Genomic DNA, 13383 nt, shown 5'->3' with positions numbered 1-13383 from the left:
GGGCCGCAAGGCCAGCGGCCATGGCGACCCGGCGCATATGTCGACGCGTTTTCATCGCCGCCGCCTACTGCCCCACGATCTCCATGAAGCCCGTGGCCGTGCGGGCGGAGAATTGCGGACGGTACATGTCTTCCACGCTCGCCGCCGGATGCGTGTAGACGCCCGGCGTCACCGCACGCACCACATAGGCAAGCCGGAACTTGCCGCCCCCATTGCGATCGAAGGCTGCAATGAAGCGGTCGTCGCGGAACTCGGTGTGAACCGCATCCGTCTGACCAAGCCACTCGAAATTCGCCAGATCCGCACTGCCGACAAGGCGCGGATTGTCGATCTCGAAGCCCGCCGGCAACAGATCGGAGACCAGCACGCGTGAAGGCCAGGCGTTCTGTTCCATCATCTCCAGAACCACGACATAGCGCTCGTTCTGGCGTGCGTCGGAGACATTCGCCTCTTCACCGTCAAGCGTGTAGTAGCGCCGCTCGATGGTGAAGCCCTCGCCGCCCGCCGGCAGCGGCTGCTGCGGCGCGGCCACGGTGGTGATCACCGCATCGACTGGCTCATCGCCCTGATTGGCCACCGTCAGCGGCGCTGCCTCGATCTCCAGCCCGGAGAGCCGCCGCGAGAATGCGCCCGCATGGGCGTTGCCGTCCACGGTCAGGCGCAGATCATCACTCGACTGGCTCAGCGCGCGGGCGGCAAGCAGCATCCACGCCTCGTCCTGCGTGCTCATGTAACGCGTGTCACCGCGCACATCGGCAACCAGATCGATCATCTGCGGCACCAGCGCCGGTTCGGGCCGGCTTTCCGCCGCCAGCGCCAGCATCGCCGCGCCGTCGCGCAGACGCGATCCGTAATCGGAGCGCGCCGTGTAGCGCCCACTCATGCCCTGAGCGAGACGGAAGGCGGAGGCAAAGCCCCGTTCCGCACGTTCTGCATCGCCATAGAGCGCGAGACCCGCGGCCAGCTGCGCACGAGCCAGCGGCGTGGAGAACTCATCGAGCCGCGTGTCGAGATAGTAGCGCAGATCGCCGGCGGAAGCCTTGCGGTTGCGCGCCAGCACATAGAGCGCATAGGCAATCTCGCTGCCGCGCGAGGAAACATCCGTGTCATAGGCGAGCGTGTTCTGCAGGTTCTGCAGCGCCTGGCCCATCGCGGCCTCGGGCACGGCAAAGCCCTGCTCGCCGGCGCGGGTGAGGAAATCCGTCACATAGGCGTCGAGCCACAGATCGCCCGATCCCGGTCCCCAGAGACCGAAACCGCCAGACGAAGACTGGGCGGCAAGCACGCTTGTGATGGCGTCCTCGATGCGCCCCTTCAGCGCTGGGTCGTCGTCCAGTCCGGCGGCCTTTGAAAGCTCGCTCACATAGAGCAGCGGCAGCGCGCGGCTGGTGGTCTGCTCCGTGCAGCCATAGGGGTAGCGGTCGAGCGACATCAAAAGTGCCGGAATGTCGAACCCGTCGGCCCGCGAAATGTTGAGGCTCACCGACGCATTCTCGGCAAAGCTGTCTTCCAGAAGCGCGCCGTCCAGCGAGACACTGCCGCCATTGGCCGCAAGCGTGACCACACTACGGGTGGCGACCGGCATCACGCCGGGCCGCACCGGCAGGGGCACGCTCTTCTCCACGGCAAGCCCGCTCTCATGCGCAAGCGCCACCGTCAGCGCACCCTCGCCCGTCTGGTTCGTCGCCGAAACAGGCACGGAAAGCGTCGCTCTGCCGCCCGCCTCAAGCGTCACCGTATCGGAGAGCGACCGCAGATCGGCGTCCACCGGCCCTTCGGCCATCACCGTGAGGCGATAGTCGCCGGCCGGGCCATCCGTGTTGGCGATTTCAAGCAGAAGCCGCGCTTCATCGCCCGGAGCCAGGAAGCGCGGAAGGCTGGTGGTCAGCACAACGGGATCGCGGATGATCACATCCTGCTGCGCGCTGCCCACACCCTTCTTCGACCAGGCGACCGCCATGATGCGGGCCGTGCCGTTGAACTGCGGAATATCGAAGGAGACCTGCGCCTTGCCGTCATCATCCACCTTCACGATGCCGGAGAAGAAGGCGACCAGCTTCTGCGTCGGCGCGCTGCCGGTGGGCGTCATGCCGCCGCCATCGCCGCCTGTGCGCAGCCGGCCCATCGCGCCGAGCGAACCATCGATCAGCCGCCCGTAAATGTCGCGCATTTCGATGCCCAGCATGCGCTGGCCGAAATACCAGGCGTCCGGCTGTGGCGGCTCGTAGCGCGTGAGGTTGAGGATGCCCACATCGACCGCCGCGACGGTCACATAGGCTTCTTCGCCCGGTGCCAGCCCGCCAACGCTGACGGGGATGGAAAGGCTCTCATCGGGACGCGCCTGTTCCTCCACGCCGAGTTCAACCGAAAGATCCCGTGCACCCGGATCGACCTTGAGCCAGCGCACGCCGATGGCGCGCATGGGCAGGCGATTTTCGGCATCGTCGCCGGGGCGGAACAGCGTTGCGGTCACATAGGCCCCGGCCCCGAGTGCATCGGTCACCGGAATGTCCACGGTCGCACCGGCTTCCGGCACTTTTGCGGTGAAGGTTTCCAGAAGGCTCTCAGAGCCCACCGTCACCAGAACCTCGCCGGCAAAGCGCGGCGAAATCTTCAGCTTCGCCGTCTCGCCCACCGCATAGGCGTCGCGGTCGAGCGCCACTTCCAGCCCGTCCGGCGTTTCGGTGGAACCGGCCTCCACATACCAGCCGGAATCGAACGCCGCGCTAGTGATCGGCCCGCCCGCATCCGGGCTTTCCACCTCGAGGCGATAGCGCCCCCAGTCCACGGAAACGCCGATCTGCGGCTCGCTGTCGGCCTTCGCATCCACCGTTCCCTCGCGCACGAGGCTCGTCGTGGTGATCGGCTCATAGTTCCAGGAACCGCCATCGCGATACCACTGATAGTGACGCTCCACCTTCAGCAGTTTCCATTCGAGGCCGTCCATGGCGATGCGCTCGCCCTCCGGATCGACCGCGATCACGCGGAAGTTCGCTGTCGCTCCCTCGGCAACGCGCCCGCCGGTGAATTCCGGCTTCAGGCCGATCATCGCGCTTTCCGGCTCGACATCGATCTCCAGCGCACGCTCCACGGCGCGGCCGCCGGCCTCGCGCATGCGCACACTCACATCCGCCTTCAGAAGACGCGTGGTCGAAGGCGCGCCATCCAGCGCCACCGGGAACTGCGCCTGCCCCTGCGCATCGGTCTCAGGCAGGCCGGGCAGCGAGACGCGCAGCGCCTCCACATCCTCTTCATCATCGAGGCCGAAGACATAGCCCGGGAAGGCTTTCCATTCGCGCGTCGGCGCGACCGTCAGTTCGCCTTCAAGCGCAAGCCCCGCCGCCGGCGCGCCATAGAGATAGCGGCCATCGACGGTCACATCCGTCACACCGCCGACCGGCACGGTCTCATCCGCGCTCGCAAGCTCGAACTCGGTGCGGTCGGGCACGAAATCCTCGACCAGAAAATTCTTCTCGGCCAGCGCCGGCTTTTTCGGATCGGCATAAATGCCGAGCACCCAGGTGCCGCGCATCGCGCTTCCGGGCAGATCAAGCGTCACCGCATGACCACCAAGCGCCGCGCCATCCGAAACGACGCGCCGGTCCTCCACACCGTCGGGACGGCGGAAGATGAAGGTCAGCGGCAGATCCTCCACCGCATCCGAAGCGGGATTTCGCGTGAGCGCGCTCGCATGCACCGTCTCGCCGGCGCGATAGATGCCACGCTCCGTCCACGCGAACACGTCGAGCGGTCCGGGCGAGGGACGCCCCGTCACGCCGCGATCCGAAAGGTCGAAGCCAGCGCGCGTCATGTCGAGGAAAACGAAATCCTCCGTCCCGTTCCGGGCGATGATCGCCGCCGGTGCGAGACCGGAAGAGCCGCGCGCCAGACCGGGATCAAAGCGCGCATGTCCATCGCCATCGGTCTCCGCTTCGCCAAGCACCTCATTGTTGCGCGCCACAAGCCTGAGCTTCAGACCATCGAGCGGCTTCGCGCTCGCCAGCGAGCGCGCGAAGACCGAAAGCCCGTCCTCGCCGGCAAAGGTGGAAAGCCCGATATCGGAGACAAGGAACCACTGCGTGGCGCGGTTGTCCCAGTTCTGGCTCCGGTCGCCTTCCGGCACCGCCGTCATCATGTAGACGCCGGGTTTGCGCTCCGGCACCGCCTCATCGATGGGAATGCTGGTGACGACATCCTTGTTCAGTTCGGCGTCGACCTCGATCGTGCCTTCCCAGACGGGCGCCCCCATCTGGTCGGCCACCTCGTTCACCGCATATTCGTTGAGCTGGCGCAGGAACTGCCCCTCGCTCAGAAGACGCGCAAGCGCACGGTCACCAACGCGGTAGACGGACAGCGTCGCACTGTCGGTGTTCACGGAAACGAACGGAATGCCCCGGCGCGCCGAAGACGGCAGCACGAAATTGTCACCGGTAAAGCGCAGCGAAGGCGCACGGTCCCTCACGTAGATTTCGAGCGGCACCGGCTCGGCAATCACCTCGCCAATGGCCGCCGGCAGACCCTGCCGGATGACGATGCGATACTGCTCGCCATGCTTCAGGCCGCTGACGCAAAGCTCCTTGTCGCTGCGATCAACGGCGAAGGAGCGCAGATTGTCGACGGTCACGAACTGGGCATAGTCGACGCCGCTCTTCACCAGTTCCTCGGAAAACTGCACGCAGGCGCGCGGCGTGGCGCTGTCGGAATCGACCGAATGGTCGATCACGCGGAAGCCCTTGCGGCGCTTGAGGTCGGCATAGGCCTCCTGCACATCGCGCGCGGTCCTGAGCGCAAGGCTCGCCTCATAGGCGCTGAGCGCGGGGCGGAACAGGTTGCGCCGCTCAAGAGCCGGCGCAAGAACGGCCAGCGCCTCGGCGCGGTCATCGGTGCTGCGCGACAGATTGTAGGCGTTCACGGCTGCACCCGTGCCAGCGCGCTGGAGACGATAGAGGTTCATGTTGCCGGCCGGCTGCGCCTCGGTCGCGGCGCGCGCAAGCTGAGACCACAGGCCCGCATTGTCCGGCTCCACCACGAGTGCGGCGGAATAGGCCCGGATTGCATTGAGCGGATCATTGTTCGCCAGCGCCTGACCGCCCGCAGCGGCCAGCGCCGCAAAACCGGCATTGACGGAATTCTGCGTGCGCAGCACCTCGTCACGATATTGATCGGCCTCGCGCAGCACATGGTCGGGCACGAAGCGCAGCGCCGGCGGCGCGCCAAGATCGGCAGCAGCCCCGCTAACCACAACCTTGCCGGCCACCGCGCCGTCAAACGCATTGAGGCGATTGAAGTCCGACTTCAGAAAGCACCATTCCGCGCTGGTGTTGTAGGTGAAGGCCCGGCACTGCGGATCGGCAAGGCACACCGCCTTGCACTGGTCGAGCGTCACATCCTTTTCGGTGCGCAGGTCGAAGCCGAAGTAATCGGCGTTCTCGCTGGTCACGATCCGGCGCGCATCCTGCGCGGCAGCCATTGCTGCAAACCCGAGAAGAAAAACGAAAAACAGGGAGAGTCCGCGTGCCGCAAGCATGGCAATCCTCCAGGCGCTGCCGATATCGTCCCATTGATATTGGGGCAGCTTTGCAAAAGCCAGTCAACAGGCTCGGAGAATTATCGCTTCTCTTATAGTCCCTTCGGATGGGTCATGAACTCTTCGATGATTTCCTCGGGCGGTTTCACGAAATCCGAGGTGCGGCTGACGCCAAGGCCGGTCAGCCCCTTCAGCTTCACGGCCATTTCCGCCAGCTTCACGACAATCGGAATGCCGTTGATCACCGGCGCGCCATCCACCCGGTGTGCTTGCAATTGCGAGAATAAAAGCATGGGTATGCCGCCACCGGGGATCAGCACGTCCACACCGTCGCGCACCAGCGGCCGGGCCTGCTCCTCGAAAAGGGCGCGCACCGTCTCAAGCCGCTCATCGGAGCCGAAGGCGGCAAGGATCTGCCCCGGCTCGAAATCCATGGCGTGCACGCCGGTCACGCGTTCGCCGAGACCATATTTGCCGATCTGGTGGTGAAACCAGGGAATGTAACGCCGGTTGATGGTGACGATGCCCGAGCGCTGGCCAAGCTGGCAGGCATGCAGCATGGACGCCTCGCCCATGCCCAGCACCGGAATGTCGACCACCGACCGCGCTTCATAGAGGCCGGCATCCTGAAAATGGCCGATGATGAAGGCGTCATAACCCTCGCGCTCGGCCCGCACCGCATTGCAGATAACCTCACGCGCGCAGCGAAACTCCACGATGGCGTGGGCATAGCTGTCATGCGGGGTGATGCCCTTGATATCGATCTCGGTGCCGGGATCGACAATCGCATCGAGATGCTTTCTGAGTTCATCCCAGTAGCCCGCGCCGTTCTCGTAATCGACATAACTCTGATACCAGATCTTCATGCGTCAGCTCCTGATCAAACCCGGCAGCCAAAGGGCCAGTTGGGGGAATAGCGCCAGCAAGACCACCAGCAAAAGCGTGCAGGCTATGTAGGGCAGCGCGGCCCGCGCCACCTGCCCGATGGTCGTGCCGGCCGGGCTCACCCCAACCATGACGAAGAGCAGAAGGCCGAAGGGTGGGGTCGCAAGGCTGAGCTCCAGCGCCAGAAGCATCACCACGCCGAACCAGATCTGATCGAACCCGTAGAGTGCCACCAGCGGCATGAAGATCGGGAGCGTCAACATCATGATCGAGAGCTGATCCATGAACATGCCGAGAAGCAGAAGCACCAGGAACATGATGGCAAGCACCACATAGGCGTTGAGCTCGAAACTGGTGGCAAACGCGATCAGCCCGGAGGACGCCCCGGAGAAGGCAAGGATCTGCGAAAAGGTCGTGGAACCCACGATGATCATCAGCATCATGGCCGACACTTTCAGCGTGCCGGTGAGCGAACGAACGACGGCCTCCCAGCTCAGCGTGCGATAGCAGGCCGCAAGCACCACCACCGAAAGCGCCCCGAAGGCGGCGGATTCGGTCGGCGTCGCCCAGCCGAGCAGGATGAGCCCGACCACGGCAAAGACCACGATGCCCATGGGCAGGACATCGACAGCAAGCGCCTGAACGATCTCGGAGACGCTTGCCCGTTCCGCCGCATAGCCGGGTGCGGCGTCGGGATCGAGCGCGATCTGTATGCGGATCGTGGCAAGGAACATGAGCGCCAGAACGAGGCCGGGTACCAGACCTGCGATCAGTAGGGCACCAACATCGATCCGCGCCAGCGAGCCCAACAGCACGGCCAGCGAGGATGGCGGAATGATCATGGCCAGACCGCCCGTCGCGAGGATCGGCCCCATGATCATGTGCGGCTTGTATCCGCGCTTGATCATGTCGGGCATCAGCGTAGTGCCCAGCATCGCCGTGTTGGCCATGGAGGAGCCCGACAGGGTGGCGAAGATCGTGCCGCCGCCCACTGTCAGATAGGACAGCCGCCCCTTGATGCCGCCAAAACACTTGTCGAGCGCATCGAACACGCGAATGGCAAGCCCCGTGTGAAACAGAAGCTCGCCCATGATGAGAAAGAGCGGCACCGGCACCAGCGCGAAACTCGTCACCGATGTGGTGGCATTGGCGACCAGCTGATCGATGCCGATCATCCCACCCATGAAAATGACAACACCGACGATGTTGATCGCCAGAAAGGCGATGGCCACCGGCATGCCGAAGAACATCAGCGCGAGCAGCCCGCCGATCATGAGGAGTGTGGCTTCATACCAGGCCATCAGTGCGCTCCCCCGCTACCCGTATAGGTTTCGCCCCGCACCAGCATGCGCAGGAACTCCAGCGCCATCAGGCCGAAGCCTACGGAAAGCATGGCGTAGAGAACCCAGGACGGGATGTTGATGGAGCGCATGTCGACCGCGCGTGACTGCACCATCTCCAGCCCCACCGCCGCCGAGCGCCAGCACAGAAGGCCAAGCGTCAGGATGGCGAGAACCAGCACGACCCGCCCCGCCAGCAGGCGTATCGTTTCCGGCATCGCTCCCACGAATGAAGAGATCGCCACATGGCCATTGTTGCGCACCAGCCAGGGGGCGGCCGCCATGGTGGAGAAGAGCATCACATATTCAACGATGGCGCTGGTCGACTGGAACGGGCGAAACCCGGTGTTGCGCAAGACAACATCGACAATGATGGCGAGCGAAATGAAAACGAGACTGGCGGCGCCCAGCACAGCCAGCCCGGTGATGACCCGGTTGTAGAGACGTATCAGAAACATGGTGCGCGGCTTTTCAAAGCGAGTGTGGCGGGGAGCCGATCAGCCCCCCGCCGGTGCGGGATCAGCGGTCGTAATAGGCTTCGCGCAATGCGTCGTAATATTCTGATCCGGAATCCTTCATCCGCTTCCAGGCGCTGTCATAGGCCAGATCAAGGAACTTCGCCTGCGCCTCGCCCTCGAGTGTGATCACTTCCATGCCGTTCTCGCGAACCGCCTTATCGGTCTCCTCGATCACCTTCTGGAAGTTCTCATAGGATGTCTGCTCATATTCGGCGGCAGCATCGTTGATGATCTTCTTTGCCTCATTGCTCAAGCTGTCCCATTTGGCCGGGTTCACCACAACGGCGAGGTCGGTCTGGAAGAAGCCCGGATCGATGCGGTAACGCAGGAACTTGTCCCAGGAGAGATCCTGAATGCCGACAATCGGCCAGCCCGAACCGTCAAACGTGCTGCGCTCCAGACCCGTATACACATCCGGAACCGGAACGGAGACGGGAATGGCACCCAGCGCTTCAAAGAAAGAGTTGTAGATCGGCTGCGAGCGGATGCGCTGACCATCGAGATCGATGCCGCCATCCTCCGTCCGCTTGGGCTCGTTGATCGTGTAGATATAGAACTGCACGCCGGTGTCGAGGTGAGCCAAAAGGTTCACGCCGAGCTTCTTGGAAAAGGCTTCCTGCATGATGCCGAAGCCGCCATTCTCACGCGCCTTCGCCGCCGTCACGGTCGAGCCGACCCAGGCATCCGCCTCCGGCATCGTGCCGAGATAATAGGAGGCGGGGCCATACTGCATGTCGATCACGCCGCGGCGCACGGCATCCACCTGCTGGTTCGGCGGGAACATTTCCGGCCCGCCCGCATAATTGATCTGGATGACGCCCTTGCCGCGCTCGTTCACAAGATCGACAAAGCCCTTGAAGCTCTGCGAGAAGGCAAGCGACTGCGGGAAGGCGGAAATCGCCTTCAGCGTTTCTTCCGCACTGGCCTGTCCGGCAAAGGCGATGCCGGTGAGCGCCGTTGCAAGAAGGCCGTTTCTGATGGTCCTGGCGATCGATCTGGTCGTGGCTTGGTTCATTTCTTCGTCCTCTCTGGTTGTCCGGGCTTGTTCCACCCGGTTTTGGTTTCAACTGCTCCCTAAAGCTTTGGCGGCCGCACAAGCCCCGCATTGTCGAGCGCCTTCAGGAAGGCGGCCATGCGGCGCTGGCGATAGGCATCGACATCCATGTCGGAATAATCGAAGAAGCCGGAGCCGGTCTTCAGGCCGATACGCCCCTCTTCCATGTGGCGGCTGATGATCTCCGGCGCTTGATAACGCTCATCCTCAAACGCCCCTGCGAGATAGCGGCTCGCATAGTAGAGAATGTCGCCACCGCCCCAGTCGATGAATTCCAAAAGGCCGAGCACACCGAAACGCAGGCCGAAACCATAGGTCACGGCCTTGTCGACATCCTCAGCGCTCGCAACGCCTTCCTCCACTATGCGCGCCGCCTCGTTCATGGCGAGCGCCTGAATGCGCGGCACGATATAGCCGGGCGAAGCCTTGCAGACGATCGGAACCTTGCCGATGCCTTCAAGAAAAGCGCGCACGAATGCGGTCGTTTCCGCATCCGTCTCATCGGCCGGGCTCAGTTCCACCAGCGGCATCAGAAAGGCCGGGTTCAGCCAGTGCGCATTGAGAAAGCGCTCGGGCGCAGAGGTGAAACCCGCCAGTTCCGTCGACAGCATGGTCGAGGTGGTCGAGGCCAGAATGGCGTCGCCATCGGCATGGGCGTCGAACAGCGCAAACGCATCGCGCTTGGCGTCCGTCACCTCGGGCACGCCCTCGAACACGATGCGCGCGCCGGAAAGACCCGTCGCAGCCTCGCCGCGCGGCACGATGCTCACCCGCTCCATGATCTGCGGAACAGCATCGACTTTGAAAGCACCTAGTGCTGCGATGGAGGCGAGCGCCGTGCGGATCTCGTCCAGCGCCTCGTCGCGCAGTTTTGCGAAGGCGTCGGCCTCACGCTCCTTGGCATCGATCAGCCGCACCTCGTGGCCGGCATAGGCGACGCATTGCGCAATGCCCCGCCCCATGCGCCCGGCGCCGATGCAGGCGATGGTCACGTCATCTGCCATCACAGCCCCTCACGCAGCATGGTCTGCACCGCCTCGCGGCTTTCACCGGCAAGGCCGATCTTTTCCATCGTGCGGCCCTCGGCGCGGAAATCGCGCTCGGCCACAGCACCGGCAATCGCAAGAAGGCCGGTCGCAACCGGACAGGGCACACCTGCCCATTCACCCACGGAAACCATGAAGCGAGGCCCATGCCCACATCCTCCAGCATGTAGCGATGCGATTTCAGGTCCAGCTTCTCGTGCCAGTCACCGGAATCCACCAGCTTGTCATGGGCCAGATTGCCATACATCCAGTTGCTGGTCTCGTAGTGATCGGCGAGCGGGAAATGCGGCGCGCCATAGCCCAGCGCCTCGCGGATCGCCATGCGCTCATTGTCAAGCGCGGTGTGCGTGCGGCGGATGGATGCCTGCGTGCCTTCATTATGAATGTCCCAGCGGTCGAAATGCTCGATGGGACCGGCATTCATGAGGATCAGCGGCGGGTGGATGATCGGGCCGGCATTCATCAGCGCGCCCGACAGCGCATCCTCCACCGGCTCGATGGAGGCCGGGAACACCGCCGCAATGGTCTTGATCGCATGATCCGTGTGCCGCGCCGGCAGCACGCCGGTCGGCAGGCGCGAGGCCCGCGTCGTCACGCGCACTTCGAGCGACCCCTGCTTGCGCGTCAGCCATGGCAGTGTGCCGGTCTCGGCAATCGCGATGTCGGCCTTCGAGCCCGCTTCGCGAATCCGCTTCATCATCAGGTAGGAGCCGAACGTGCCGGGCGGCAGGTAGATCACCTGCCCGTCCTCCAGATGCGGCGCGAGCTTCGTGGCGATGTCCTCCTGCGCGAAGGCCGGCGTTGGCGCAACGATCAGCTCCGCTCCCTTGAGCGCTGCAGCAAGGTCGTCGGTCGGCACGACCGCAATCTTCCGGCTGCCCTCGTGGTCGGTCAGGGTGATGCCGCCTGCCTTCTCGACATCGGCGAAACTTGCCCGGTCGCGCCGCCACCAACGAACCTCATGGCCCGCCTCGGCGAAATCCGCCGCAGCCGCATAAGACCCGTTGCCTCCACCCAGAACAGCTACTTTCATGTCTTCACTCTCCTCCTCGCCCGCACACAGTCACGGGCATTCATGTCACGCTCGCTGGTTCACCCCCGGGGCAGAACCGCCGTCGCCTCGATCTCCACGACCGCCTCCGGTTCCACCAGGCGCGTTACCTCCACCGTGGCCATGGCCGGAAAACAGCGGCCAAAAACATCACGATAGGCTCTTCCCAGTCCTTTCGGGTCGGCCAGATAGTCCTCGACGCTCGTCACGTACCAAGTGAGGCGCGTCAGATGTTCCGGCCCAGCGCCCGCCGCTTCGAGCACGTCGCGGATGTTGCGAAAGGTCTGGTGCGCCTGGGCGACGAACCTTCCGGGAAACGGCCCTCGCGATCCCAGCCGACCAGCCCGCCCGTGTAGATGATGCCGCCATCGGTCATCACGGCATTGGCATAGCCCTTCGGCTGCGGCCAGCCTTCCGGGCTCACCGTTGCGTGCAGCAGGCGCGGCTCGGCAGCGTTCGGGGCGTTCTCGGTCTCGCTCATGTCGCTCTCGTCTCCAGTTTCACCGGCCCGGCGACCGGAGCGGCCGCAACGCCGCTGCCGGCACGGTACAGCGCGTGAATGTGCCTGAGGGCGTCTTTCAGCAGCGCCGCCTCGCCGGGGCGAAGCCGAGCGATGATCGCCCGCTCATGGGCCTGCGCCTCATCGACCAGACGCCCGCCAAGCTCGCGTCCGGCCGGTGTCAGGAACACGCGCACGCGCCGTCGGTCGCGCTCGTCGCTCCGGCGTTTCACCAGCCCTTTCGTCGCCATCTGGTCGACGATCTTGGTCAGATGCGATTGTTCCATCAGCGCGAGTTGGGCGAGCTGCGTCACCATCTGGCCGTCCTCATCGCTCAGGCAGGCGAGAATGCGCCATTCCGGCACGCGCAGCCCCTGCTCGCGCACATGGGCGTGAAAGTCGGCACTGGCGGCGTCGCTGGCGGCAGCGAGCAGATAGAGCAGGTAGTCGCCGACAAACCCGGCATTGCGGTCGATCTCGATCCTGTCTTCGTCTTTGGCCATCATATCGTCCGGTCACATCGAATTGGGAATGACAAGCGCCATTGCCGGCAGCGCGATCAGAAGCGCAAGACGCACCACATCCATCGCCACGAAGGGCAGGATGCCGGCGAAAATACGCTCCAGCGGAATGTCGGGCGCCACCGTCCGCATGACGAAAACATTCATGCCGATGGGCGGCGTGATGAAGCTCAGCTCAGTCGCGATCACCACGAAGATGCCGAACCAGATCGGATCGAAGCCGAGACCGGTAACAATCGGAAACAGGATCGGCACAGTCAGTGTGATCATCGAGATGCTTTCAAGCAAACAGCCCAGCACCAGATAGATCAGCACGATCATGAAGATCACCGGGTAGGGGCCGACGCCGAAAGCGTTGATCCAGTTGCGCAGGTCACCCGTCAGGCCGGAGAAGTTCACATAGTTCAGGAAGTAGAGCGCCCCGAACAGGATGAAGAACATCACCGCCGTGGTCTTTGCCGTGTCGAACAGCGTGGAAAGCGTGGCCCGCAGGGTCAGCCGACCGCGCATGAAGGTGAGAAGAAACGCCCCGCCCGCACCCATGCCCGCCGCTTCCGTCGCCGTGAACACGCCCAGATAGATACCGCCCAGAACGAACACGAAAAGCGCCAGCGCCCAGACCACACCGCGCAAAGCGCGAATGCGGTCGATCAGTGGCAGCTTGGGCTGCGTCTCCAGATGCTCTGAATAGACCACCAGCGACAGACGCACGGCGATCATGTAGCCGATCACGCCGATCAGCCCCGGCAAAAGGCCCGCCAGAAAAAGCTTGCCGATGTTCTGCTGGGTGAGGATGCCGTAAATAACAAGGATGACGGACGGCGGAATGAGAATGCCGAGCGTTCCGCCCGCCGCGATGGACGAGGCGGCCAGCCGGTCGGAATAGCCATATTTGCGCATGGCCGGCAGCGAGATGCGGGCCATGGTCGCCGTGGTGGCGAG

8 protein-coding genes and 2 pseudogenes are annotated in these 13383 nt (G+C 63.9%); all 10 read right to left on the bottom strand.

Annotation, left to right across the window (positions count from 1 at the left end; translation table 11 throughout):
* Positions 1-64 precede the first annotated feature (64 nt).
* Positions 65-5527 (bottom strand): alpha-2-macroglobulin family protein, encoded by a 5463-nt coding sequence (locus JCM21793_RS20115; protein ID WP_155983494.1) that lies wholly within the window; start codon positions 5525-5527, stop codon positions 65-67.
* Between the two features lie 92 nt (positions 5528-5619).
* Positions 5620-6393 carry an aspartate/glutamate racemase family protein gene (locus JCM21793_RS20110; RefSeq protein ID WP_025031516.1) on the bottom strand — a complete coding sequence of 258 codons (774 nt, stop codon included), beginning with the start codon at positions 6391-6393 and terminating at the stop codon, positions 5620-5622.
* 3 nt (positions 6394-6396) lie between these two features.
* Complete coding sequence (locus tag JCM21793_RS20105) at positions 6397-7713, bottom strand: TRAP transporter large permease (protein ID WP_025031515.1); 1317 nt, start codon at positions 7711-7713, stop codon at positions 6397-6399.
* Entirely contained in the window at positions 7713-8210 is a 498-nt protein-coding gene (locus JCM21793_RS20100; RefSeq protein WP_025031514.1) for a TRAP transporter small permease, read from the bottom strand. The genes JCM21793_RS20105 and JCM21793_RS20100 overlap by 1 nt, the downstream gene beginning before the upstream one ends.
* Positions 8211-8271: 61 nt before the next feature.
* Positions 8272-9285, bottom strand: coding sequence for a TRAP transporter substrate-binding protein DctP (dctP, locus tag JCM21793_RS20095; protein ID WP_036541077.1), 1014 nt, complete (start codon positions 9283-9285; stop codon positions 8272-8274).
* A 59-nt stretch (positions 9286-9344) separates the two neighbouring features.
* Complete coding sequence (locus JCM21793_RS20090; protein WP_025031512.1) at positions 9345-10328, bottom strand: 3-hydroxybutyryl-CoA dehydrogenase; 984 nt, start codon at positions 10326-10328, stop codon at positions 9345-9347.
* A pseudogene (locus tag JCM21793_RS27260) lies at positions 10328-11403 on the bottom strand (NAD/NADP octopine/nopaline dehydrogenase family protein). Before JCM21793_RS27260 ends, JCM21793_RS20090 begins: the two are co-directional and overlap by 1 nt.
* A gap of 59 nt (positions 11404-11462) precedes the next feature.
* Positions 11463-11902 (bottom strand): annotated as a pseudogene (locus JCM21793_RS27255) (RidA family protein).
* Positions 11899-12423 (bottom strand): MarR family winged helix-turn-helix transcriptional regulator, encoded by a 525-nt coding sequence (locus tag JCM21793_RS20075; RefSeq protein ID WP_025031511.1) that lies wholly within the window; start codon positions 12421-12423, stop codon positions 11899-11901. Before JCM21793_RS20075 ends, JCM21793_RS27255 begins: the two are co-directional and overlap by 4 nt.
* A gap of 12 nt (positions 12424-12435) precedes the next feature.
* A partial coding sequence (locus JCM21793_RS20070; protein WP_025031510.1) for a TRAP transporter large permease occupies positions 12436-13383 on the bottom strand: 948 nt, incomplete at its 5' end.

Source organism: Nitratireductor aquibiodomus NL21 = JCM 21793 (assembly GCF_000615975.1).
Classification (GTDB): Bacteria; Pseudomonadota; Alphaproteobacteria; order Rhizobiales; family Rhizobiaceae; genus Nitratireductor; species Nitratireductor aquibiodomus.
This window is presented reverse-complemented; position numbering and strand designations above follow the sequence as displayed.

Excerpts from the sequence above, each read along its gene's own strand:
- JCM21793_RS20115 (WP_155983494.1), bottom strand. The coding sequence starts at position 5,527 with ATGCTTGCGGCACGCGGACTCTCCCTGTTTTTCGTTTTTCTTCTCGGG.
- JCM21793_RS20110 (WP_025031516.1), bottom strand. The coding sequence starts at position 6,393 with ATGAAGATCTGGTATCAGAGTTATGTCGATTACGAGAACGGCGCGGGC.
- JCM21793_RS20075 (WP_025031511.1), bottom strand. The coding sequence starts at position 12,423 with ATGGCCAAAGACGAAGACAGGATCGAGATCGACCGCAATGCCGGGTTT.
- JCM21793_RS20105 (WP_025031515.1), bottom strand. The coding sequence starts at position 7,713 with ATGGCCTGGTATGAAGCCACACTCCTCATGATCGGCGGGCTGCTCGCG.
- dctP (WP_036541077.1), bottom strand. The coding sequence starts at position 9,285 with ATGAACCAAGCCACGACCAGATCGATCGCCAGGACCATCAGAAACGGC.
- JCM21793_RS20100 (WP_025031514.1), bottom strand. The coding sequence starts at position 8,210 with ATGTTTCTGATACGTCTCTACAACCGGGTCATCACCGGGCTGGCTGTG.
- JCM21793_RS20090 (WP_025031512.1), bottom strand. The coding sequence starts at position 10,328 with ATGGCAGATGACGTGACCATCGCCTGCATCGGCGCCGGGCGCATGGGG.